A 24678-nucleotide genomic window follows, 5' to 3' on the forward strand; every position below is an offset into this window, starting at 1 on the left:
TCGAGTGTTAGCGCTAACGTCACGGGAATGAGACTGGAGCCCGGTTCGTCGGACGAGAGGTGTTGATGAAAGAAGCTCTCGGTCGGGGCGGGGCCCGACGGGGTCCTCGACGACTGATTGCCCCTGGCAGGAGAACTGCCGGGTGGGCCCTGGCCTCTCGCTTGACGTGCACAGTCGTCGCAGCGCTCCCGCGCAACAAGGGCGAGTGACGAGCCACGACCTCTTGAGGAGTGCTCAAGTTAGCGCTCACAATGAGACGTGCATAAGCCTGAAGCAACTTCCATGACCTCCTCCCTGTCCCTCTTCGCCGGAGGCCCGCCCGCCTGCCGTCCCGACCCGGACTCCGGGCAACGATGGACCTTCGGCTTTCCCGGCGGACTCACGGCGGAGGTGCACACCCGCGGCGCCCGCCTCCACGGCCTGTGGGCGCCGGACCGGCACGGCACCCCGGCGGACGTCGTCCTCGCTCCCCGTGATCCGGCCCGGACGGCCACCGGCGCCCGCTACTTCGGCGCCACGGTCGGCCGCTACGCCAACCGCATCGCACACGGCCGGTTCACCCTGGACGGGAGGCCGTACCAGCTGACCACGCAGGAGGACGGCCACTGCCTGCACGGCGGCACCGACGGCTTCGACACCCGGCTCTGGGAAGCCGAGAGCGTGCACACCCCGGAGTGGGCCGGTGTGCTCCTGCACCTGCGCAGCCCCGACGGCGACCAGGGATTCCCGGGAAACCTGGACGTCACCGTCGGCGTTCTCATCGGCCGGAACGACGAACTCTCCTTCTCGTACGCGGCGGTGACCGACGCGCCCACCCCGGTCAACCTGACGAACCACGCCTACTTCAACCTTGAGGGCGAGGGCGCCGGCGACGTCCTCGACCACGAACTGGTCGTCGACGCTACCCATTACACGCCGGTCGACGAGGACCTCATCCCCCACGGCGACCACCGCCCGGTCCACGGCAGCGCGTTCGACCTCCGTCGGCCGACCAGGATCGCCGAGGCCCTGTCCCGCCCCGGCGCGGGCGGCGGGTACGACCACAACTTCGTACTGCGCCCGCACGGCGACGACACGCTCCGCCGCGCCGCCTCCCTCTACGCGCCGGCCACGGGGCGGTCCATGGAGGTGCTGACCACCGAGCCGGGACTCCAGGTCTATACCGCGGGGCAGTTCGACGGAACCGTCGTCGGCAAGAGCGGTACGCCCTACCGGGCGGGCGCCGGCATCGCGCTGGAGACCCAGCACTTCCCCGACTCCCCGAACCGCCCCGATGACCCCTCTCCGGTGCTGCGCCCCGGGGAGGAGTACGGGTCGAGGACGGTCCTGCGGTTCAGTACCCGCGACTGACCGCGTACGAAAGACCCCGACGCGGCTGTGCCCGCCGGTGGAGGAACCGGCGGGCACAGCCATGTCCGGAGCGGCGTCAGGCGCCTGCCCTTCGCTTGTTCCACACGTCGAAGCCGACCGCCGCGAGCAGGACGAGGCCCTTGATGACCTGCTGCCAGTCGGTGCCCACGCCGACGAGGTTCATACCGTTGTTGAGCACGCCGAGGACCAGGCCGCCGATGATGGCCCCCAGCACGGTGCCCACGCCACCGCTCATCGACGCCCCGCCGATGAACGCGGCGGCGATGGCCTCGAGTTCGAAGTTCACGCCGGCCTTCGGTGAGGCCGCGTTGAAGCGGGCCGCGAAGACGAGTCCGGCGAGCGCCGCGAGCATTCCCATGTTGAGGAAGACCGCGAAGGTGACCTTCTTGTCCTTGACCCCGGACAGCTTCGCGGCGGGCAGGTTCCCCCCGATCGCGTACACGTGGCGGCCGATCACCGCGTTGCGCATCACGTAACCGAAACCGACCAGCAGCACGGCCAGGATCAGGAGAACCACGGGGGCGCCCTTGTAGCTGGCGAGCAGCAGGGTCGTGACCAGGACCGCGGCGACCAGCGCCGTCACCTTCAGCGCGAACAGGCCCGTGGGGAGCGTCTCCAGGGCGAACTCCCGCTGGCGGCGGCGGTCCCGGACCTCCTGGAAGACCACGTAGGCGATCAGTCCCAGGCCCAGGAGCAGGGTCAGGTTGTGGTAGTTGGTCTCCGGCCCCACCTCCGGCAGGAAACCGTTGGCGACCTTCTGCAGCCCGTCCGGGAAGGGACCGAGCGTCTGACCCTTGAGGAAGATCTCCGTCAGTCCGCGGAACAGCAGCATGCCGGCGAGCGTCACGATGAACGACGGTATGCCGACGTACGCGATGAAGAAGCCCTGGAGCGCGCCGGCGACCGCTCCGAGGAGCAGGGTGAGGAGCACCGCGACGGGCCAGGACACCTGGTGCTCGACCATGAGCACCGCCCCGATGCCGCCCACCAGGGCCATCAAAGAGCCCACCGACAGGTCGATGTGCCCGGAGATGATGACGATCATCATGCCGATGGCCAGGATGAGGATGTAGCTGTTCTGCAGCACCAGGTTGGAGACGTTGCGCGGCAGCAGGAGGTCGCCGCCCGTCCAGATCTGGAACAGGAGCACGATCAGGCCGAGCGCGAAGAGCATCCCGTACTGGCGCATGTTGCGCCGGACGCCGTCCAGGAACACCCGGACCACCGGTGTCCCGGTGGACGGGGACCCGCTGCCCGGGGGCGCCGGGGTGGTCGTTTTCGTGCCGACTTCGGTGCTCATGCCTGGTGTCCTTCGCTGGAGGCGGCATCTGCGGTGACCGCCGGTGGTGCGGGGGTGTCCTGCGTCATGTGCCGCATCAGCACTTCCTGGGTGGCGTCCTCGCGGGTGACTTCGCCGGTCAGCCGTCCTGCGGCCATGGTGTAGATGCGGTCGCACATGCCGAGCAGTTCGGGCAGCTCGGAAGAGATGAGGAGGATCGCCTTGCCCTCGGCGGCGAGCCGGTCGATCACGGTGTAGATCTCGAACTTGGCTCCGACGTCGACTCCGCGCGTGGGCTCGTCGAGGATGAGGACGTCCGGTCCGGCGAGGATCCACTTGCTGAGGACGACCTTCTGCTGGTTGCCGCCGGAAAGGCGGCCGACCGGTTCGAGGACGTTCGGAGCCTTGATGTTCATGGTCCGCCGGAACTGTTCGGCCACCTTGCGCTCCTCGTGACCGTCGACGACGCCCCGGCGGGCGAGGGAGCTGAGGGAGGCGAGCGAGATGTTCCGGCTGACGGAGTCGCCGAGGTCGAGCCCGTAGTGCTTGCGGTCCTCGGTGACGTACGCGATGCCGTGGGCGACCGCCTCGGGAACCGTACGTGTCCGCACCTCACGGCCGTCCTTGAGTACGGCGCCCTGCTCGTAGTGGCCATAGGAACGGCCGAAGACGCTCATGGCGAGTTCGGTCCGGCCGGCACCCATGAGGCCGGCGACGCCGACGATCTCCCCGCGGCGGACCTGGAGCGAGACCCCGTCGACGACCTTGCGGCCGCGGTCGAGGGGATGGCGCACGGTCCAGTCCCGGATCTCCAGGACAGGGGCCGCGTCGGCCGGGCCCTCGTACGGCGTGCGGTCGGGGAAACGGCTGTCGAGGTCCCGCCCCACCATGCCGCGGATGATGCGCTCCTCGGTGGTGGCCGGGTCCCTGACGTCCAGGGTCTCGATGGACCGCCCGTCGCGCAGGATGGTGACGGAATCGGCGATCCGGGCGATCTCGTTCAGCTTGTGCGAGATGATGATCGAGGTGATGCCCTGGCTCTTCAGCTCCCGCATCAGCCGCAGCAGCTTCGCGCTGTCCTCGTCGTTCAGTGCCGCGGTGGGCTCGTCGAGGATCAGCAGCCGGACGTCCTTCGCCAGCGCCTTCGCGATCTCCACGAGCTGCTGCTTGCCGACACCGATGTCGGCGACCCGGGTCTCGGGGTGTTCGTCGAGACCGACGCGCCTGAGCAGTTCGGAGGCCCGCCGCAGCGCCTCGCGCCAGTCGATGATCCCCCGCCGGGACGGTTCGTTGCCGAGGAAGATGTTCTCGGCGATCGACAGGTAGGGGACGAGTGCGAGCTCCTGGTGGATGATGACGATGCCGTGCTGCTCACTGGCCCTGATGTCCTTGAAACGGCACGGCTCGCCGTCGAAGAGGATCTCGCCCTCGTAGGTCCCGTGCGGGTGGACGCCGGACAGGACCTTCATGAGCGTCGACTTCCCGGCACCGTTCTCCCCGCACAGGGCGTGCACCTCGCCGCGCTTCACGGACAGGGTCACCTCGGAGAGCGCCCTGACCCCGGGGAAGGTCTTGACGATGGACCGCATCTCGAGGACGGGGCCGCCCGGGGCCGGGGCGGGGGACTCCACGGGGGTCACCGCAGCTCGCCGGCGTCGATGTAGCCGGAGTCGACCAGGATCTTCCGGTAGTTCGACTTGTCGACGCTGACCGGGTCGAGCAGGAAGGCCGGGACCACCTTCTTGCCGTTGTGGTAGGTGGTGTCGTCGTTGATCTCGGGCTTCTTGCCGGTGAGGACGGCGCTCACCATGTCAGCGGCGACCTGCGCGAGTGCCCGCGTGTCCTTGTATACGGTCTGCGTCTGCTGGCCCGCGATGATCGACTTCACGGACGCGACCTCCGCGTCCTGGCCGGTGACGACCGGCAGCGGCTTGGCCGGGCTGCCGTAGTCGTCGGACTTCAGAGCGGAGAGGATGCCGATGGAGATGCCGTCGTAGGGGGAGAGAACGGCGTCGACCCGGGCCGTGGAGTACGCCGAGGTCAGCAGGTCGTCCATGCGCTTCTGCGCCGTCCCGCCGTCCCAGCGCAGTGTGGTGACCTGATTGAGCTGGGTCTGCTGCGAGCGCACGACCAGCTGCTTCTTGTCGAGGTAGGGCTTCAGCACCTTCATGGCGCCGTTGAAGAAGTACTTGGTGTTGTTGTCGTCGTTGGACCCGGCGAACAGTTCGATGTTGAAGGGGCCCTTCTTGGAGCCGGCCTTCAGTCCCAGTTTCTCGACGATGTACGTGGCCTGGAGCTCGCCGACCTTCTCGTTGTCGAAGGAGGCGTAGTAGTCGACGTGGGGGGAGCCCAGGATGAGCCGGTCGTAGGAGATCACCGGGATGTCGGCGTCCGCCGCCTGCTGCAAAACGTTGGACAGGGCCTCGCCGTTGATGGCGGCCACGACCAGGGCGTCGACGCCCTGGGTGATCATGTTCTCGATCTGGGCGACCTGCTGGTCGGGGTCGTCCTCCCCGTACTGCAGGGTCGTGGAGAAACCGGCCTTCTTCAGGCTCGCGGTCATGTTCCGGCCGTCGGCGATCCACCTCTCGGAGGACTTGGTGGGCATGGCGATGCCGATGGTCAGGTCCTTCTTCTCCTTCGACTCCTGGCTGCCGCCCTCGCTGTTCTGCCCGCAAGCGGTCAGGAGCAGGGCACAACTGGTGGTCAGGGCAAGGAGGGCGGATACGGATCGGAACTTCTTCATGGGCGTTACCTGACAATCCCGTCGTCGAGTGCGGCTCTGCCCGGAACGGGTCCGGAGGGCGGCGCTCGTCCTCGCGCCGCCGGACGACCCTGTTCCGGCTGGGTGGCCGGTATTCAGTAGCCTCGGTCGAGCTGATTGTTAGCGCTCGCATCAACTTGGTTCAAGAGTCGCTACTCTTTTTCTCGCATCGATACCCAACCGTAAGCAGGGGGAAAGCGGGGGCGAATGCGGCGCGAGCCGCAGGACGCCTACCCCCGGTGTGACGGCGCGCGCACGGGGAGGAGGCGCGTCACGCAGTGGCGCCGCCCGCTGTACGTGCCGGGCGCACCTCCTGAGCGAGCGCCGGATGTCCACATACTCGCGTGTTCGCGTCCCGGCAGGTGCGATGCCCCGCAGTCGCGGTCGACCGTCTCGTGGCCCGGGACATGAAGCGTTTCTCGCTACGGCTGCCCGAGGTGCGCGCACACAAGCGGCCAGCTGTCGAAAGTGGCGTCGTGCGCCCGTCGCAGGGCCAGTCAACGACTGCAGAGGCGACCGGAATCCCGGAATCCAGGCCGTCCGGCGGGTCGCACTCATGGAGCACCGGCCCGCCGCCGAAGTCCGTCGTCCGGGCCCATGGTGATGCCGGGTCCTCTCCGACGCCTGGATCCTGATCCTGCCCGCGCCCTCCCGCCGTAGCTGCGCTGGGCGTGATGTCCCGGGCGGTACCCGGTAGGTGAACGGCTGCTTGCCCACCCGCGCGACCGACCAAAGTCCACCCAGGCCTTGCCGAATCAGATTGTGAACGTTAACAATCGGCGAGGGCGAACCGCCACCCCATCCACCATGACGAGAGAGACCGCATCGTGACCACACACGCCCCTTCCGACCCCGCCGACGGTCACCCTCCCGAGGCCTGCACGATCGGAGTCGACTTCGGCACCCTGTCCGGGCGGGCCGTCGTGGTCAGGGTCCGGGACGGCGCCGAACTCGGTTCGGCGGTCCACGAGTACCCTCACGCCGTCATCGAGGACCGCCTTCCCTCCGCCGAAGCCCCCCTGCCACCCGACTGGGCCCTGCAGCACCCCGAGGACTGGCGCGACGTCCTTCGTACCGCCGTTCCGGCGGCGCTCGCCGACGCCGGAGTCGACCCGGCCCACGTCATCGGCATCGCCACCGATTTCACCGCCTGCACGGTCCTGCCGACCACCCCGGACGGCACCCCGCTCGCCCTGACGCCCGAGTGGGCCGGCCGCCGGCACGCCTGGCCGAAACTGTGGAAGCACCACGCCGCCCAGGATCAGGCCGACCGCATCAACGCCCTCGCGCACGCCCGGGGCGAGAAGTGGATCGGGCGGTACGGAGGAAAGATCTCCTCCGAGTGGCAGTACGCCAAGGCGCTGCAGGTCCTGGAGGAGGATCCCGCCGTCTACGCCGCCTGCGCCCGCTGGATCGAGGCGGCGGACTGGATCGTCTGGCAGCTGACCGGCACCGAGTCGCGCAACACCTGCACCGCCGGCTACAAGGGCATCCACCAGGACGGCACCTACCCCTCGCCCGACTTCCTGGCCCGGCTCCACCCGGACTTCGCCGACTTCCCGGCAACGCGCCTGGAACACCCGCTCTCACCCCTGGGCTCCCGCGTCGGCACCCTGAGCAGCCGGGCCGCGCACTGGACCGGCCTCCCCGAGGGCATCGCCGTCGCCGCCGGCAACGTCGACGCCCACGTCGCCGCACCCGCGGCGGGCGCCGTGGAGAACGGCCGGATGCTCGCCATCATGGGCACCTCCACCTGCCACGTCCTCAACGGCGCCACCCTCGCCGAGGTCCCCGGCATCTGCGGAGTGGTCGACGGCGGCATCGTCGACGGCGCCTACGGTTATGAGGCCGGCCAGAGCGCGGTCGGCGACATCTTCGCCTGGTGGCTCCGCCAGGGCGTCCCGGACCACTACCGCGCCGAGGCCGCAGCGGCCGGCGAGGACCTGCACCAGCTCCTGACCCGCAAGGCCGCCGGCCAGCCGGTCGGCGCGCACGGCCTGGTCGCCCTGGACTGGATGAACGGCAACCGCTCCACCCTGGTCGACCACCACCTCTCCGGGGTCATCGCCGGACTCACCCTCGACACCCGCCCCGAGGACGTCTACCGGGCCCTGCTCGAATCCACGGCCTACGGAACCCGGATGATCGTCGAGGCCTTCGAGGACGGCGGGGTCCCCGTCGAGGAGTTCATCGTCACCGGGGGTCTCAAGAAGAACGCCCTGCTCATGCAGATCTACGCCGACGTGCTCCGCCGTCCCGTCTCCCTGGGCACTTCTGAACAGGGACCCGCCCTCGGCTCGGCCATCCACGCGGCCGTCGCCGCGGGCGCCTACCCCGACGTCCGCTCCGCCGCCGCCGTCATGGGCAGCGTCCAGCGCCACGCGTACGTGCCCGACCCCACACGGGCGGACGCCTACGACGCGCTTTTCGACGAGTACCGCGCCCTGCACGACCACTTCGGCACCGGCGCGGACCTCCTCCTGCACCGCCTGCGGCGGATCCGCAACACCGCGCGCACCGCGACCACCGACTGACCGGTCCGCCTCCACGGCCTGCCCCCTCCACGGCCCGCCCCCTCCACTCCAGCACCTTCGAGGAGCACACTCGACATGACGCTTGCCCAGCCCGACCGCGAGATCTGGTTTCTCACCGGCAGCCAGGCCCTCTACGGCGACGAGACCCTGGCCCAGGTCGCCGACCAGTCGCGCGCCATCTGCGAGATCCTCGCCGGCCAGCCGCAGATGACCGTCCGTCTCGTCTGGAAGCCGGTGCTCACCGACGCGGCCGCCATCCGCGCGCTCTGTCTGGAGGCCAACGCCGACGACCGCTGCATCGGCCTGATCGCCTGGATGCACACCTTCTCCCCGGCCAAGATGTGGATCGCCGGCCTCGACGCGCTGAACAAGCCCCTCCTGCACCTGCACACCCAGGCCAACCGCCAACTGCCCTGGTCCACCATCGACATGGACTTCATGAACCTGAACCAGGCAGCCCACGGCGACCGCGAGTTCGGCTTCGTCCAGACCCGTCTCGGCATCCCGCGCAAGACCGTGGCCGGCCACGTCTCCACTCCCGACGTCGTCGACCGGATCGCCGGATGGGCCCGCGCCGCCGTCGGCCGATCCGAACTCACCACCCTCAAGCTCGCCCGGTTCGGCGACAACATGCGCGACGTGGCCGTCACCGAGGGCGACAAGGTCGAGGCGCAGCTGCGGTTCGGGGTGTCGGTCAACACCTACGGCGTCAACGACCTCGTCGCCGCGGTCGACGCCACCGACGAGGACACCGTCACCGCGCTCGTCAAGGAGTACCAGGACCTCTACGCCCTCGCACCCGAGCTCCGGCCCGGCGGCGAGCGCCACGACTCCCTGCGCTACGCCGCCCGCATCGAAGCCGGCCTGCGTACCTTCCTCACGGAAGGCGGTTTCCGCGCCTTCACCACCAACTTCGAGGACCTCGGGGGCCTGCGCCAGCTGCCCGGCCTCGCCGTGCAGCGCCTGATGGGGGACGGCTACGGCTTCGGAGGCGAAGGAGACTGGAAGACCGCCACCCTGCTGCGCACCCTGAAGGCGATGGCCCACGGCCTGCCCGGCGGCACCTCCTTCATGGAGGACTACACCTACGACCTCACGCCCGGCCAGGAGCTCATCCTCGGCGCCCACATGCTCGAGGTCTGCCCGTCCCTCACGACGGCGACGCCCACCTGCGAGATCCACCCGCTCGGCATCGGCGGACGCGAGGACCCCGTCCGCCTCGTCTTCGACGCGGACCCCGGTCCGGCCGTCGTCGTCGGCCTCGCCGACATGGGCGACCGGTTCCGCCTCGTCGCCAACCACATCGACGTCGTCGCCCCGCCCGAGCCGCTGCCCCGGCTCCCCGTCGCCCGGGCCGTCTGGCGCCCCCGCCCCGACCTGCGCACCTCCACCGAGGCCTGGCTCACGGCCGGGGCACCGCACCACACCGTTCTGACCACCGCCCTCGGCGGCGAGGAGCTCGAAGACCTCGCCGAGATGCTGCGGACCGAACTCGCCGTCATCGACCAGGACACCACCATCCGCCGCTTCACGCGCGAGCTGCGCTGGAACCAGGCCTACCACCGTCTGGCCCAGAGCCTGTGAGCACCCCCGCCACCACCCTTACCAGGACGGAGCCCTCCGTGAGCACCGCCGTTTCCAAGGAACTACGACGAGAGGTACTGGAGGCCAACCTCCGCATCCCCCGAGCCGGCCTGGCGACCCTCACCTGGGGCAACGTGAGCGGCGTGGACCGACAAGCCGGCGTCTTCGTCATCAAGCCCTCGGGCGTGGCCTACGAAGCACTGACCGAGGAGGACCTCGTCGTCGTCTCCCTGACCGACGGAAAGGTCGTCGAGGGCCACCTGCGTCCATCCACCGACACGGAGACGCACCGCAGCCTCTACCTCGCCTTCCCCTCCATCGGAGGCGTGACCCACACGCACTCCACCCACGCCGTCGCCTTCGCCCAGGCCCGACGACCCATACCGGTGCTCGGCACCACCCACGCCGACACCTTCAACGGGCCCGTCCCCGTCACCGAGGCCCTCACCCCCCAGCAGTGCGCCACGGACTACGAGTACAACACCGGCCAGGTCATCGTGGACCTCCTGGACCGCGACGACACCCGGGCCAGGGAAGTCCCCGGCGCCCTGGTCGCCCACCACGGCCCCTTCACCTGGGGCGCCGACGCCACCAAGTCCCTGGAGCACGCCGTCATCTGCGAGGCGGTGGCCGAGATGGCCCTCCACACCATCACCCTGGGCACGGTCGAACCACCGCAACACCTCCTGGACCGTCACTTCACGCGCAAGCACGGCCCGGACGCCTACTACGGCAACCCCGGAGCCGCGTGACCGCACCGACGCGTCGCACCGTCAGCTCCCGAAGCGGGGGCTGACCCCCGCAAAGGCGGGAGCCCGAGTTCCTATGGGACACAAGGCTCCCGCCTTTGCGCGTTGCCCCTGAGACAACCGATACCCGATGAACGAGCGCCGGCCGTCCTGCTCCCGGGCCCGGCACGCCGGGCCCGGGAGACCGGTCACTGGACGACGTCGAACGTGGCGTCGGCGCGATCTGTCGCGGTCGTGACCTCGTCGATGCGCAGGGAGAAGGACGAGTGCCGAAGATAGCGCGTCGGATACTGCACCGGACGGAACGACGACCAGCTCGCATCGGCGAGGCCGGCCACGCGCTGGAACGAGGCGTCGGCCGCGAAGCCCGACGTACCGTCATTGCGGGCCAGACCGACCACGAAGCCCTGGTGCCGAAGGTAGTGGCCCGGGTAGTTCACGGATTCGAAGGAGACGGTGCCAACGCCCGCCAGACCTGTCCGCAGCCGCCACTGAGCGTCCTGATACGGGTCGAAGGGCAGCTCACCGATCCGGCCTTCGAGGTTCGCGTGCCGGACATAGTGACCAGGATGGTTATAGGACTTCAGAAGGCTCCAGCTCGTCGTGCCGTACCGGGCGACCAGCCGATCGCGGTCCGCCGCGGTGATCGGGTGGACAGTGTTGTGCTTGGCGTTGAGCGGCGCCGTGTACGCCTGCCGACTGACCTTGTTCCACTGGCCGGACAGCAGGTCGCCCTGCCACAGGTCGAACTTCGCGTTGGGGCAGTAGGTGTCACCCCACAGCATCCAGGTCGAGGACGTCAGCGACTTCACCAGCGTGGGTGCCTCGGTGCACGGGTTCTCGGCGACGCCGTCGGTGTACTTGGCGAAGCTGCCGGGCTGCACCGAGGCCGAGCGGGCCCCAGCCAGCCGGCCCGACGCGTGGTCCTTGTAGTACAGGTAGTTCGCCCCGTCGCCCCCGGTGACCACATGGGAGTCGATGATGCCCGATCCTGTGTCGTGGAAGATCGCGGGGTTGGTGGCGCTGACGAAGTCGGTCGTGTACGAAACGGCGATCACCGAGTGCGAGAAGCCGGGCGGCACGGTGCTGAACGTGATGCCGTACGCCTGGCGCGCGGCATCCCAGTGCAGTGCCGGTGCCCAGCTGTACGAACTGGTGTTGGTGCCGTTGACCTTGAGGAGGCGGTCCGGTGACCAGGTCACGAGGTCCGGGGAGGTCCAGACGTGGATGTACTGGTTCGGCTTCGTGAAGCTGCCCCCGGCGGGGATGTCGGTCGCCAGCAGGGCCCAGCGGCCGTCACGGAGCCGGTACAGAAACGGGTCCCTGATGCCCTTCGTACCGGCCGTGGGCGTCAGGACGGCGTTGTTGCCGTTGAGTGGCTCCCACTTCCGTCCATCATCGCTCACGGCCAGGTGCAAGGCGTTGACGTTGCCGGCCCCGCTGATCGACTCCTTGAAGTAGCCCATCACATAGGCCGCGTCGGCTTCTGCCGCTTGGGCTTCCTGCGTGGGCGCGGCCACTCCCGCACCGACCGCCACGAGGGCGGCGAGCAGGACGGTCCTTCTGATCCATCGTGCGAACATGACGTTCCTTTCGGGAAGCACGCGGTTCGGCCCTGTCCTGGCCGATCGGGCTCCGCTGTGCCACGGCAGGGCCGATCGGGGTCGGGGCGGTACGGGCGACCGTCGGTCAGCTCGTTATGCGGAAGGTGGCGTCGCTGCGCCCCGTAGCGGTCGTGACGGTGTCGAGCCGCAGCTGGAAGGCGTAGTGCCGGATGTACAGCTCGGGGCTGTCATGGGCCTGGAACGAGGCCTGCGCCGGGTCGGCCAGTCCGGCGACCTGCCGGAAGGTGGCGCTGCGGCCGAAAGCGGTGGTGCCGTCGTTGTAGGAGAGGCGGAAATCCCTGTCCACGTGCCGCAGGAAGTACCCGGGGTAGTTCACCGACTCGAAGGAGACGGCGCCGGAGTCCGCCAGACCGGGCCGGAGCCGGAACCGGGCGTCCTGGGCGGGGCTGATGCCCGCGTCGATGCGCACGTCGAAGTCGGCGTGCCGTACGTAGCGGTCCGGGTAGTTGAGCGACTGCAGTCGGCTGGCCGGCTTGGGGGCCCACCGCGCCTGTACGCGGCTCTCCTCGGCGGCGGTGAGGTCGAGGATCGAGCCGTGACGCTTCTTGACGCCGCCCATGTCGTAGCTGCCCGCTGCCGGAATCCGGTAGGAAGCGGGGCCGGACGGATCGGTCGTGTGCGTCGGCAGGTAACCGCGCCCCGTGGCGTACTGGTCGAGGTACAGGGCCCACTCGCCGCGGTCCTTGAACTTCATCCACATGGGGCCCTCGACCTGGGAACCGGTCAGGCCGATGCCGGAGAGGTTGCCGAGACCGGTCCACTGTCCGAGGATCGAGTTACTGCCTTCGAGCGTGATCTGACCGTCACGGGAAGCGCGCACGTAGCGGTAGCCGCCAGTTCCTGGGGGGACTTCCACGATTTGAGTGTCGATGATGCTCTGGGTGCCGGGGCGGTCGATGTAGACCTGAGGTGTGGTGATGGCGCGGAAGTCGGTGGTGCGGGCGGAGTAGATGCGGTGCTTCAGCACGCCGTTGCGAGTCGCGTTCGTCGCCCAGTACAGGACGTAGTCGTTGGTCTCGGGGTTCCAGATCGCTTCGGGTGCCCATGCGTTGCGCCCGTCGGGAATGGCGCCGGCGACGTTGAGCAGCCTCGGCGCTGACCACGTGACCAGGTCGGTCGATTCCCACACGACGAGGTTGCGGCTGCCGTTGGACTGGGAGTCGCTCCACGACTGCCCGCAGTCGATGCACAAGTCCGTCGCGATGATCCAGTATCGGCCCCCGTCGGGGGAGCGAACCAGAGCGGGGTCACGCACCCCGCGCGTTCCCACCGTGGAACGCAGGGTCATCCCGCCACCGTTGAGGTCGCTCCAGTGCACGCCGTCCGTGCTGTGGGAGAAGTAGATCTGTTGGCCTTCACTTCCCTCTCCGATGAAGTGGGTCATGAGATAGCCGGAAGTGGCCGCGGACGCCCGTTGGGGGGTGGCCAGGACATGTGCGGCAATGAGAAGGCAGGCGGCGACCAGTGTCGCCGACAGCCGGGTGAGTACCGCAGGCATTGCTTCTCCTGTCTGACGCGGGGGCTGTGATCGGAAGGAACGGCGGTGATGGTCCGGGCGTGTGGCGTGGTCGCGCGCGAGGAACGGGGAGGACTTCGGTGCACAGGGTGGGCCGGACGCCGTAGGGCAGGAGGCCTGTCACTGGAAGTGGCCGTCCGTTGTGCGGGTGCGCTGCTCCGGCCGGGGGGCCTCGGCGGTGGAGGCGCCGGTGACGGCCAGGCACTCACCGCTGTGGCGGTTGACGACAGGGCAGTGGTCGCCGGACTGCTCGTGCTTCGACTGCCGGCCGGCGACCGCCGTGGCACTGCCGCTGCGTCAACGCCGTGTCCCCTGCGGTGGGCGGGTCCCGCACGTCCGGGGAGCCTGTGGCTGTGCAGGCTCTCGCTCCGGCTGTTGTGCCGAAGTCCTGGGCGCCGTCGCTGTGACGGAGGAACCTGCCTCGCCAGTTCAGCGACTTCAGCGCATGGCCCCCGGCGGGAAGGGGCGCGGCCGCCGCCCAGGCCGGCGACGGGGCGACAGCTGTGGCGAAAAGAACCGGCACGAGGTCGGGCGCTCGTACTCGATGACGCATCGGTACTCCTGCGTTCGTGAGTGGGGGAGCGGCAGAGGCCAGTGCTGAAGCGAGGTGCGGTGAGGAAGGGTCGATCCGGGATCCGACCGACACCGTCTGCGCGGTCCGAGGACCGCATCGCGTCCTGCATGGACGTCTGTGCTCGGCGCCTCCAATGTGAGCGTTAACAGAAGGCGGGCGGAGCGGGTGACTTCACTACTGATCAGCTACAAGGGGGCGAGAGTGCTCTGCTGCAGGATGGGGAAGGTGACAGTATGGATGGGGTGGCGGCGCAACTGCCGCAGAACCGCGGGCAGTCGGGGCCTTGGAGTTCCGTAAGTATGGAGTCGTGTGCGCGCTCACATCAATACTTCCGGCATGGTTGATCTGCCCCGCCCCCGCGTTGGCCGCGCCGCCTGCCGCTCGCTGTGGAAGAGGTTGGTGCTCCACTTCGCGTCACGCTTACTGGCAGAAGTGTCGCCCGGAGCCCGGGCGTCGACAGGAGGCTGCCCTCGCGCGGGTCGCGACTGCTTCGCGCACACGATCAGCATGGGGCCGACCGAGGCTCGGTCGCCGGGTCCGCGGCCCTGTTTGCTTGCCGTCGGCCAAGCCCGCTCCGGGGTTCCCGATCCTGTCGGCGGGACCACGCTTGGCAGCCGGGCCTCACGCGCCTGATCAGCCGCGCGTGGGCGACTGCACGCTCGCCCGCCGGACAAGTTCGGGCGCGATGACCACCTGAGAGCCGCCGGTGGAGCCTTCGTTCATCAGACGGAGCAGGAGGTGGAGCGTCGCATTGGCCACCGCGGCGAAGTCCTGGCGCACCGTTGTCAGCGGAGGAGAGTAGTAGGGGGCCTCGGGCACGTCGTCGAACCCGACGATGCTGACCTCCTCCGGAACGGAACGCCCCCTTTCGGTCATGGCGCGAAGAGCACCGAGGGCCTGATGGTCGTTGGCCGCGAACACCGCGGTGACCTCGGGCATGCGCGCCAGCATCTGGCCGGCACGGTATCCGGAAGCCGCGGTCCAGTCCCCCGTGCTGATCGGAGGGACCTCCGCGCCGGCCTCCTGCAGTGCCCTGCGCCAACCACGGATTCGGCCCGCGGCATCGAACCAGTCCGGCGGGCCGGAGATGTGCCACACCGTCTCGTGGCCGGCCTCCAGCAGATGCCGGGTCGCCTGGTACGCGCCCTCCTCCTGGTCCACGGACACCATCGGCGCGTGCCGTTCAGGATCACCGTCGATGGTCACCAGAGGCACCTCGGCGGGAACCTCGGCCAGTGCCTCGTTCGCCGAGGCCGTGGGAGCGATGGCGACGATGCCGGCGACACGCTCGTCGCGGTGCCGCTCGACGGCGGCAGTGATCGAAGACTGCCCCAGTTCGTGAACCCGGTGCACGCTGACCGCGAACCCCTGGAGGGCGGCCGAGATCTCGAAAGCGGCCAGAAGTGAGGACGGGCCGTAAAGAGTGGAGTTCTGGGCGATCACGCCGATCAGCTGCGACCGTCCGGTCACCAGCGCGCGAGCCGCGCGGTTGGGCCTGTAGCCCAGTTCCTTGACCGCCGCCAGTACCCGCAACCGGGTCTGCTCCCGCACGTTGGGGTGGCTGTTGAGCACACGGGACACCGTCTGATGGGACACGCCGGCAAGCCGGGCGACATCGGTCATCGCCGGCTCTCGCACCACTGTGCTCGTGACCGTGGGGTCCTCCACGCCATCTCCTCCTGACATGATCGCCCCGCCCCGACCACCCGTCGGGACCGCGAGAGATACGCATGCAACGGTCAGCCGTGCCCTTGTAAAGGTAAGGCCCTCAGGCCGAAGGAGCCTCACTCGGGTGCCTGCCGCCGTCGCGCGTTGGCGAAGCCTGTTGAGTCGTCGATGCGCACCGCACAGCCGTCACCAGCGTAGGGATACTACCCGAGCCGTACGGGAAGTGAGCGCTAACACTGAGAAGTCCTCCAGTGTCTACCGATGCTGAATTGTGGTTTCCCGAGGGCTTGACGTGAGAAATGTTAGCGCTCACTGTTGTCGCTCGTGACCCCGATCACGTCCGGTCGGCTGGGTAGCACCGCACGGTTCACGATGGAGGACGACGCTGTGTTCAAGAAGATAGCCACGATTGGTTGCGCCCTCGCGCTGGCCACACTGACGGCCTGCGGGGCCGGTGACGGCAGCGCCGGCGGCTCCAAGGGGGCCGCCGGCGACAAGATCGTCATGGGGTTCGCCCAGGTGGGCGCCGAGAGCGGCTGGCGCACCGCCAACACGAAGTCGGTGCGCGAGTCCGCTGAGACCGCAGGCATCGAGCTGAAGTTCTCCGACGCGCAGCAGAAGCAGGAGAACCAGATCAAGGCCATCCGTTCGTACATCCAGCAGAAGGTCGACGTGATCGCCTTCAGTCCCGTCGTGGAGACGGGTTGGGACGCGGTCCTGCTGGAAGCCAAGCGCGCCAAGATCCCGGTGATCCTCACCGACCGCGCGATCGACTCCACGGACACCTCGCTGTACAAGACGTTCCTCGGCTCCGACTTCGTCGAAGAGGGACGCAAGGCGGGCAAGTGGCTGACCGAGACGGCGAACGGCCCGGTCAACGTGGCGGAGCTCCAGGGCACCACCGGGGCCGCGCCGGCCATCGACCGGCAGAAGGGCTTCAAGGAGGCCATCGCCCAGAAGCCCGACATCAAGATCGTGGCCACGCAGAGCGGCGACTTCACGCGGGCGGGCGGCAAGCAGGTCATGGAGGCACTCCTGCGCTCCCACCCGGACATCAACGTGGTGTACGCCCACAACGACGACATGGGCCTGGGCGCCATCGAGGCGATCAAGGCGGCCGGCAAGAAGCCCGGCACCGACATCAAGATCATTACAGTGGACGCGGTCAAGGCCGGCATGCAGGCACTGGCGGACGGCGAGATCAACTACATCGTCGAGTGCAACCCCCTTCTCGGCGACCAGCTGATGGATCTTGCCAAGAAGGTCGTGAAGGGCGAGAGCGTCCCTGAGCGCGTGGTCACCGAGGAGACCAGCTTCACGACGGAGCAGGCGAAGAAGGTCCTCAAGGACCGGAAGTACTGACACGAGCCGCAGTCCCGCCATCACGGGCCGATCACGCCGCGGTGGCGGGCTCTTCTTCTCTTGACGAAAGCACTGGTCATGACCGATTCCTCAGCGACCGGCGACAACCCGGTCGTCGACATGCGCGGTATCACCGTAGAGTTCTCCGGCGTCAAGGCGCTCGCGGACGTCGACTTCCGCCTGTTTCCCGGCGAAGTGCACGCGCTCATGGGCGAGAACGGAGCCGGCAAGTCCACCCTGATCAAGGCCCTCACAGGGGTTCACCGGCCTACGGCTGGGACCATCCTCCTGAAGGACGAGCCGGTCGAGTTCACGGCCCCCGGCCAGGCACGGAACGCCGGGATCAGCACCGTCTACCAGGAGGTCAACCTCTGCCCCAACCTGTCGGTGGCCGAGAACATCCTGCTCGGGCATGAGCCACGCAGACTGGGCGCCATCGACGGAAGGGCCATGCGGGCCCGCGCCACGGAACTCATGGCTCGCATCGGCCTTTCCATCGACCCGGCCTCCGTGCTGAGCAGCCACTCCATCGCCGTACAGCAGTTGGTGGCGATCACCCGGGCACTGGTGGTGGACGCGTGTGTGCTGGTACTGGACGAGCCGACCTCCAGCCTTGACAGTGACGAGGTCGAGGAACTGTTCCGCATCGTACGAGTGCTACGGGACGAAGGCGTGGCGATCCTGTTCGTCTCCCACTTCCTCGACCAGGTCTACGAGATAGCCGACCGGATGACGGTGCTGCGCAACGGCACCCTCGTGGGGGAGTACCTCCCCGAGAACCTCGACCGCATGGCTCTGGTGTCAGCCATGCTGGGCCGCGAGGCCGGCATCCTCGACGAGGTCGAGCGCCGCTCCGAGGAACGGGCCCCCGGAAGCGCCCCCGTCCTGGTCGCCCAGGGACTCGGACGGACTGGTGCGATCGAACCTTTCGACCTTGAGATACACGAGGGAGAAGTCGTCGGCCTCGCCGGTTTGTTGGGCTCCGGGCGCACGGAACTCGCGAGGCTGCTGTCCGGCGCCGACCGCGCAGATACGGGCACCCTCATGGTCGACGGCGAAACGATCCGGTCCCGCGGACCGCGTTCACTCATTGCCAAGGGCGTTGCCTTCTGCTCGGAGGACCGCAAGGCCGAGGGCGTCGTCGAGGACCTGAGCGTCCGCGCCAACCTGATCCTCGCCACCCAGGCGGCACGGGGCTGGGCACGACCGGTGGCCCGCCGCACCGCCGAGGCGATGGTGGCCGAGTACATCGAAAGACTGGACATCCGTCCAGCCGATCCTGACGCCCTCATGGGCAACCTGTCGGGCGGTAACCAGCAGAAGGTCCTGCTGGCCCGTTGGCTCGTGACCCGGCCCAGGCTCCTCATCCTCGACGAGCCCACGCGCGGCATCGACGTCGGCGCCAAGGCGCAGATCCAGAAGGTGGTCGCCGAACTGGCGGCCGAGGGCATGGCGGTGCTGTTCATCTCCGCCGAACTGGAGGAGGTGGTACGCGTGTCCGACCGGGTCGTCGTTCTGCGTGACCGGCACAAGGTGGCCGAACTGTCCGGTGCCGGTATCTCCGTGAACTCCGTGATGTCGGCCATCGCCGAGAACGCCCACAACGGCGTGGCGGTGGCCTCGTGATACGCGGACGTCTGCTCTGGCCCCTGATCGCGCTGGCCGGCCTCATCGTGCTCAACGTCGTCTTCACCCCGTCGTTCCTGGAACTGCGCATCCAGGACGGACACCTGTACGGCAGCCTCGTCGACATCCTCCGCAACGGCGCACCGACGCTGCTCATCGCGGTGGGCATGACCCTGGTGATCGCCACCCGGGGCATCGACCTGTCCGTAGGCGCGGTCGCCGCGATCGCAGGCGCGATCGGCTGTACGTGGATCGCCGACGGCGGGGACGCCCCGACAGCAGTCCTGCTGGCCCTCAGCGTGTGCATCCTGCTCGGACTGTGGAACGGCTTCCTTGTCTCCGTGTTGGGCATCCAGCCGATCATCGCGACCCTCGTACTGATGACGGCCGGACGCGGCGGCGCGATGCTGCTCACCGAAGGGCAGATCGTCACCATCAGCAACCCGACCTACCGGCAGATCGGCGCCGGATTCGTCATCCTGCCGATCGCCATCCTGATCAGCCTCGCGGTCCTCCTCGCGGTCGCCCTGCTGACCCGCCGTACCGCCCTCGGCATGCTGATCGAGGCAGTGGGCGTCAACCCCGAGGCCAGCAGACTCGCAGGGGTCCGCTCACGCACGATCACCTGGACCGTCTACGTCTTCGCCGCGCTCTGCGCGGGCGTGGCCGGACTGATGATCAGCTCCAACGTCAGCGCTGCCGATGCGAACAACGCGGGTCTGTGGATCGAGATGGACGCCATCCTGGCGGTGGTGATCGGCGGTACCTCGCTCGCCGGCGGCCGCTACTCCCTCACCGGCACGCTCGTCGGCGCGCTCGTGATCCAGACCCTGACCACCACCGTTTACACCATCGGCGTGCCGACCAACATCACCCTGCTGTTCAAGGCGGTGGTGGTGATCACCGTATGCCTGCTGCAGTCGCCGCGCGTGGCGCGGGCCGTCAGCGGTCGGCGCAAGTCCCCCACCCTCGCCCCTCGATCCCAGAAGGTGGCCGCCGGATGAGTACGTCGACCCTGGCCTCCACACGCCTGCGTCTTCCCCAGCGCTTCCTGCCCGTCGTGGCGACCCTCGTGGTCTTCGTCGCGACCTTCGGCATCGGTTCCGTCCGCTACCAGGACTTCGCCTCCGGCCAGGTCGTGGCCAACCTCTTCATCGACAACGCCTTCCTCATCGTGCTTGCCGTGGGAATGACCTTCGTCATCCTCACCGGAGGTATCGACCTGTCCGTAGGTGCTGTCGCGGCACTGTCGACCATGATCGCCGCGGCCACGCTCAAAGCAGGCTGGCCACCGCTGCTGTCCATCCTTGCCGTCCTTGTGGTCGGTACCGGCCTCGGCTTGCTGATGGGCCTGGTCATCCATCACTTCGACGTGCAGCCGTTCATCGTCACACTGGCCGGGATGTTCCTGGCCCGGGGCCTGTGCTTCCTCATCAGCGTGGAATCGGTGTCCATCACCGACACATCCTTCCGTACCTTCGCCACGGGCACCCTCGCGCTGCCCGGCGGCGTCACACTGACCTACAGCGTGCTCGTCGCCCTGGCTGTCGTCGCCGCCGCCCTTTACGTGCTTCACCTCACCCGCTTCGGCCGGACCGTCTACGCGGTGGGCGGCAGCGAGTCCTCGGCGCGACTGATGGGACTGGCCACCGCAAGGGCGAAGGTGGGTGTCTACGCGGTGAGCGGATTCTGTTCGGCTCTGGGTGGCCTGCTTTTCGCCCTCTACATGCTCTCCGGATACGGACTGCACGCCGTCGGCATGGAACTGGACGTCATCGCCGCGGTCGTGATCGGCGGGACCCTGCTCGCTGGTGGCGTCGGCTACGTGGCGGGCTCGATGGCCGGCGTCCTGGTTCTCGGCACCGTCCAGGCCCTGATCTCCTTCGAGGGCACGCTCAGTTCCTGGTGGACGAAGATCGTCATCGGCGTCCTCCTGCTGGCCTTCATCGTCCTGCAGCGTCTCATCGTGCGGCAGCGGCAGTGAGGAACAAGGGGCCGTGCCTGAGGCCCAGTGCTCAAACACGGGACCGCCCGCGCCCCGGGCGCGTTCCACGTACAGCCCGATACTGCCGCACAACTGCGAGAACCCCGCCCTCGGCCCGCAAGCACGGGACTCGGGATGCGCATGCGCAGAACCGGTCCTGGGCGAGCGCTGGGCCGCGCTCGACAAGGCGCAGGCGAACTGGCAGCGCCCGCTGTGGGCCTCGACCGGCGTGAAGGACCCGGCGTACAAGGACACCCTGTACGTGGAGGACCTGGTCGCGCCCGGCACGGTCAACACCATGCCGGAGGCCACCCTGGAGGCCACCGCCGACCACGGCGAGGTCACCGGTGACACCGTGCGCGGCGCCTACGAGCAGTCCCGCGCCGAACTGGACGCCGTCGAGAAGCTCGGCATCTCGTACGACGACGTGGTGCAGCTGCTCGAGGACGAGGGCGTCGAGAAGTTCGAGGCGTCCTGGAACGACCTGCTCAAGTCGACCGAGGCGGAGCTTGAGCGCCTCGCACCTTCGGAGGCGTAAGCACCTTGAGCGCAGTCCACGGAGCCAACCCGCTCCGTGACGCCGCAGACCGACGGCTCCCGCGCATCGCGGGGCCGTCGGGCTGTGCTTTTCAGCAACTGACGAGGGCCGACGTGTTCACCAACGGTGGTGGATCTGGGCCCGGATCCTGCGGTCGTACAGATCCCGCACGCCGTTGAGCGTTTTCTCCGGCAGGGGAGCGAGGCCGGCCGCCCGCGCGTTGGCACGGACCTGCTCAGGGCTGCGCGCTCCGGGAATGACCGTGGACACCCCGTGCTGCTGAATGATCCAGCGCAGCGCGGTCTGCGCCAGAGTCGCCCCTTCCGGCACCAGGGCCGCCAACTCCACGGCAGCCTCGACCCCCGTCGCGTACTCGACCCCGGAGAAAGTCTCACCCTGGTCGAAGGCCTCACCGTGGCGGTTGTAGGAGCGATGGTCGTCCTTCGGGAACTCCGTCGTCTCGGTGTACTTCCCGGACAGCAGACCACTTGCCAGCGGAACGCGGGCGATGATGCCCACCCCCGCATCACTGGCGGCGGGCAGTACCGTCTCCAACGGCTTGATCCGGAACGGGTTGAGGATGATCTGCACGCTTGCCGTACCCGGCCGGGCGATGGCGGTCAGCGCCTCCGCGCAGGTCTCGACGCTCACACCATAGGCCGCGACGCGGTCCTCCTCGACAAGTGTGTCGAGGGCGTCGAAGACAGCGTGGGAGGAGTACACGGGCGTGGGCGGGCAGTGCAGCTGGACCAGGTCCAGCCGGTCCACTCCGAGGTTCCGGCGCGAACGATCCACCCAGGAGCGGAAGTTGTCCAGGGTGTAGAGAGCCGGTTCCAGCGGCACCCGGCGACCCATCTTCGTCGCCACCAACACGTCGGCGTCCGGACGCTCGCGCAGGAACCGGCCGATCAACCGCTCGCTGCGCCCGTCCCCGTACACGTCCGCGGTGTCGAAGAACGAAACCCCGGATTCCACGGCGGCTTCCAGCACGGCAAGGGCATCTTCCTCCTTCACCTGGCCCCAGTCGGCTCCGAGCTGCCAGGTGCCGGTTCCGATTACGGAGACTCTCTGGCCGCTCCTGCCGAAGGTGCGTTGCTCCATGCGCTCCGACTCTCCTGTTCTCTGCTCGCTCCAGGTCTGGAGGGGTGACGGCCCGTCGGGCCGTCACCCGTCTCGGGGACCTTCTACGAAGTGGGTTGCGTTCCAGCCGGCCGGTCGGGGTGCCGACGGTCTCCACCGCAAGCGCACTGTCGCAGTGGCGCAGCGGCCAAGGACTGTCGTCACCGTGCGGGCGAGAAGCCGTCTCATCAGTTCTGCTTCTCCGCCGCCCTGGTTCTCATGGTGACTGACCGGTGCGCCGACGGTGCATCGGTGGACGGAGACCTGCTCAAGGTTGGCTGGTAAAAGTTGTTATCGATCACATCGGCGAGACGGGAAAGGTCTTGGGGTCGGCTGTGCTTCAGGGGCCCCTCGACCGTGCGGCTCGGGGAGATTCCGGATCGGTGTCCTGCCCGCTACCGTCAGCGTAGGCATGCCGCCGGGGACTCGGGCCCCGCAAGTATGAGAGGTGTGCGCGCTCACTTCAAGAGGGTGGGCGACCCGATTCCGCGCTGGCGGCGCCGCAGGCCGACGGCTCGTAGTGAAAGTCAATTTTGACAAGGTTCTTGACCCCTCAGGTGTGAGCGCTAACAATCTCGTCGTGCGGTGTACACCCGGAGTTGGCGCGACCGTATGGACGCGTGCCGTCGGCTCCATATCGCACGGCCGCCCCGGGCGTCAGCGCCCATGGCCGTACGAAGCGACGAGACCCGTCCTCCTCGTCACGGCACCGTGTCCGGCGGCCCACCCCGACCCGCTCGCCGCCACACGAGAGGGAATCCTGCCGGTCGCAAGGGCCCGATGGTCCGGCAGCCGATCCGCTGCACCAAGGTCGCGCAAGCCGAAACGTCCGTCAGTCGGCGGCGCATCGTGCCCGAGTGGCCTCACTACCACCACACGAGGAGAACGAAGTGAGACCGCGAAGAATCTGCAGTGCTCTCATGGCCTGGGCGGCTCTGGTGGCAGCTCTGCTGCTGCCGTCTCCCGCCCATGCTGCCGCGCCCGAATCACCGGCAGTCTCGTACTCCAACCCTCTTGTGAACCAGCGAGCCGATCCGCACATTTTCAAGCACACGGACGGCTTCTACTACTACACGGCGACCGTCCCGGAGTACGACCGCATCATCCTGCGCAGAGCCACCACCATCCAGGGGCTCTCCGCCGCCCCGGAGACGGTGATCTGGACGAAGCACGCGACCGGGGAGATGGGCGCCCACATCTGGGCGCCTGAAATCCACTTCATCGACGGCAAGTGGTACGTCTACTTCGCCGCCGGCCGCGCCGACGACGTGTGGAAAATCCGGATGTACGTCCTGGAGAGCTCCGCCGCGAACCCGCTCACGGGTGGCTGGACCGAGAAGGGCCGTATCGCCACGCCGATGGACAGCTTCTCGCTGGACGCGACCACGTTCGTGGTGAACGGCACCCGCTACCTCAGCTGGGCTCAGCAGGACCCGAAAATCAGCAACAACTCCAACATCTACATCTCCAGGCTGGCCAACCCGTGGACCATCACCGGCACGCCCGTGCGGCTGAGCATGCCCACGTATGGCTGGGAAACCGTCGGCTACAAGGTGAATGAGGGGCCGGCCGTCATCCAGCGTGGCGGCAAGGTGTTCATGACGTACTCCGCGTCCGCGACGGACAGCAACTACTGCCTCGGCATGCTCACCGCCTCCGCCTCAGCGAATCTGCTCGACCCCGCGGCCTGGTCGAAGAGCCCGATGCCCGTCTTCGCCAGCAATGCGGCGACGGGGCAGTACGGGCCGGGGCACAACTCCTTCACCACGTCCGAAGACGGGAAGAGCGACGTACTCGTCTACCACGATCGCAACTACAAGGACATCAGCGGCGATCCGCTGAACGACCCCAACCGCAGGACACGCGTCCAGAAGGTCTACTGGAACGCCGACGGCACTCCGAACTTCGGCATCCCCGTCGCCGACGGCGCCACCCCCCAGCGGCTGTCGTCCTACAACTACCCCGGCCACTACCTCCGGCACTGGGACTACAGGGCCAAGCTGGAGGCGAACGTCACCAACCTTGCCGACTCGCAGTTCCGCACGGTGAGCGGGCTCGCCGGCAGCGGCACGGTCTCCCTGGAATCCGCCAACTTCCCCGGCCATTACCTGCGTGCCAGGAACGGTGAGGTGTGGGTGGACAGGAACGACGGCAGCACAGCCTTTGCGGACAGCGCGAGCTTCTACCGGCGCCCCGGGCTTGCCGATGCGGCAGGCGTTTCGTTCGAGGCCTACCGCTTCCCGGGACAGTATCTCCGGCACTACGGCTTCCTGCTCCATGTGCAGCCCGTCGCCGGCACGCTCGCCAGTCAGGACGCCACCTTCTACCAGCAGTGATCTCCGGATCTCCGTCAGCTCGAAGTGGTTGACGTCCCCCAAGGAGTAG

At 68.3% G+C, this 24678-nt stretch carries 16 protein-coding genes and 1 pseudogene; 10 read left to right on the forward strand and 7 right to left on the reverse strand.

Annotated features, from left to right (window positions below):
- The first annotated feature begins 282 nt into the window (after nucleotides 1-282).
- Nucleotides 283-1350, forward strand: coding sequence for an aldose epimerase family protein (locus IE136_RS10790; RefSeq protein WP_189600199.1), 1068 nt, complete (start codon nucleotides 283-285; stop codon nucleotides 1348-1350).
- Between the two features lie 76 nt (nucleotides 1351-1426).
- On the opposite strand, the gene mmsB is transcribed toward IE136_RS10790, so the two are convergent.
- The 3 genes from mmsB to chvE are packed head-to-tail and all read right to left on the reverse strand — an operon-like array spanning nucleotide 1427 to nucleotide 5396.
- Nucleotides 1427-2671: a multiple monosaccharide ABC transporter permease gene (gene mmsB, locus IE136_RS10795; protein ID WP_189600200.1), complete on the reverse strand. Its 1245-nt coding sequence runs from the start codon at nucleotides 2669-2671 to the stop codon at nucleotides 1427-1429.
- Nucleotides 2668-4239, reverse strand: coding sequence for a multiple monosaccharide ABC transporter ATP-binding protein (mmsA, locus tag IE136_RS10800; protein ID WP_189600241.1), 1572 nt, complete (start codon nucleotides 4237-4239; stop codon nucleotides 2668-2670). Before mmsA ends, mmsB begins: the two co-directional genes overlap by 4 nt.
- A 47-nt stretch (nucleotides 4240-4286) precedes the next feature.
- Nucleotides 4287-5396 carry a multiple monosaccharide ABC transporter substrate-binding protein gene (gene chvE, locus IE136_RS10805; RefSeq protein WP_189600201.1) on the reverse strand — a complete coding sequence of 370 codons (1110 nt, stop codon included), beginning with the start codon at nucleotides 5394-5396 and terminating at the stop codon, nucleotides 4287-4289.
- A gap of 845 nt (nucleotides 5397-6241) precedes the next feature.
- Between chvE and araB the strand changes: the two genes are divergently transcribed.
- The 3 genes from araB to araD all read left to right on the forward strand — a co-directional run bounded on the left by araB (nucleotide 6242) and on the right by araD (nucleotide 10284).
- Nucleotides 6242-7948 (forward strand): ribulokinase, encoded by a 1707-nt coding sequence (araB, locus tag IE136_RS10810; protein ID WP_189600202.1) that lies wholly within the window; start codon nucleotides 6242-6244, stop codon nucleotides 7946-7948.
- Nucleotides 7949-8023: 75 nt separating this feature from the next.
- Nucleotides 8024-9532 (forward strand): L-arabinose isomerase, encoded by a 1509-nt coding sequence (gene araA / locus IE136_RS10815; RefSeq protein ID WP_189600203.1) that lies wholly within the window; start codon nucleotides 8024-8026, stop codon nucleotides 9530-9532.
- Between the two features lie 38 nt (nucleotides 9533-9570).
- Nucleotides 9571-10284: an L-ribulose-5-phosphate 4-epimerase AraD gene (gene araD / locus IE136_RS10820; RefSeq protein WP_158985332.1), complete on the forward strand. Its 714-nt coding sequence runs from the start codon at nucleotides 9571-9573 to the stop codon at nucleotides 10282-10284.
- A 185-nt stretch (nucleotides 10285-10469) separates the two neighbouring features.
- On the opposite strand, the gene IE136_RS10825 is transcribed toward araD, so the two are convergent.
- The 3 genes from IE136_RS10825 to IE136_RS10835 all read right to left on the reverse strand — a co-directional run bounded on the left by IE136_RS10825 (nucleotide 10470) and on the right by IE136_RS10835 (nucleotide 15682).
- A complete protein-coding gene (locus tag IE136_RS10825) occupies nucleotides 10470-11864 on the reverse strand; it encodes a glycoside hydrolase family 43 protein (protein WP_189600204.1) in 1395 nt (464 codons plus the stop codon).
- A 106-nt stretch (nucleotides 11865-11970) separates the two neighbouring features.
- Nucleotides 11971-13404, reverse strand: coding sequence for a glycoside hydrolase family 43 protein (locus IE136_RS10830; RefSeq protein ID WP_189600205.1), 1434 nt, complete (start codon nucleotides 13402-13404; stop codon nucleotides 11971-11973).
- 1225 nt (nucleotides 13405-14629) lie between these two features.
- A complete protein-coding gene (locus IE136_RS10835) occupies nucleotides 14630-15682 on the reverse strand; it encodes a LacI family DNA-binding transcriptional regulator (protein WP_158994053.1) in 1053 nt (350 codons plus the stop codon).
- 369 nt (nucleotides 15683-16051) lie between these two features.
- On the opposite strand from IE136_RS10835, the gene IE136_RS10840 reads away from it, so the two are divergent.
- From IE136_RS10840 to IE136_RS10860, 5 genes and pseudogenes are all read left to right on the forward strand, one after another.
- Nucleotides 16052-17026 (forward strand): ABC transporter substrate-binding protein, encoded by a 975-nt coding sequence (locus tag IE136_RS10840; RefSeq protein ID WP_229818749.1) that lies wholly within the window; start codon nucleotides 16052-16054, stop codon nucleotides 17024-17026.
- 78 nt (nucleotides 17027-17104) lie between these two features.
- Nucleotides 17105-18652, forward strand: a complete 1548-nt coding sequence (locus IE136_RS10845; protein WP_189600206.1) for a sugar ABC transporter ATP-binding protein — start codon at nucleotides 17105-17107, stop codon at nucleotides 18650-18652.
- Nucleotides 18649-19656 (forward strand): ABC transporter permease, encoded by a 1008-nt coding sequence (locus IE136_RS10850; protein ID WP_189600207.1) that lies wholly within the window; start codon nucleotides 18649-18651, stop codon nucleotides 19654-19656. The genes IE136_RS10845 and IE136_RS10850 overlap by 4 nt, the downstream gene beginning before the upstream one ends.
- Nucleotides 19653-20636, forward strand: coding sequence for a galactofuranose ABC transporter, permease protein YjfF (gene yjfF / locus IE136_RS10855; protein ID WP_189600208.1), 984 nt, complete (start codon nucleotides 19653-19655; stop codon nucleotides 20634-20636). The genes IE136_RS10850 and yjfF overlap by 4 nt, the downstream gene beginning before the upstream one ends.
- A 157-nt stretch (nucleotides 20637-20793) precedes the next feature.
- Nucleotides 20794-21174: pseudogene (locus IE136_RS10860) on the forward strand (transaldolase family protein); the annotation flags it as partial.
- Between the two features lie 117 nt (nucleotides 21175-21291).
- Here IE136_RS10860 and IE136_RS10865 read toward each other — a convergent pair.
- Nucleotides 21292-22275 (reverse strand): aldo/keto reductase, encoded by a 984-nt coding sequence (locus IE136_RS10865; RefSeq protein ID WP_189600209.1) that lies wholly within the window; start codon nucleotides 22273-22275, stop codon nucleotides 21292-21294.
- Nucleotides 22276-23213: 938 nt separating this feature from the next.
- Between IE136_RS10865 and IE136_RS10870 the strand changes: the two genes are divergently transcribed.
- The gene (locus tag IE136_RS10870) at nucleotides 23214-24629 is read left to right on the forward strand and encodes a family 43 glycosylhydrolase (RefSeq protein WP_158985317.1); all 1416 of its coding nucleotides are present in this window, start codon (nucleotides 23214-23216) and stop codon (nucleotides 24627-24629) included.
- Nucleotides 24630-24678: the final 49 nt, after the last annotated feature.

It is taken from the genome of Streptomyces lateritius, assembly GCF_014649715.1.
GTDB classification, from domain to species: Bacteria; Actinomycetota; Actinomycetes; order Streptomycetales; family Streptomycetaceae; genus Streptomyces; species Streptomyces lateritius.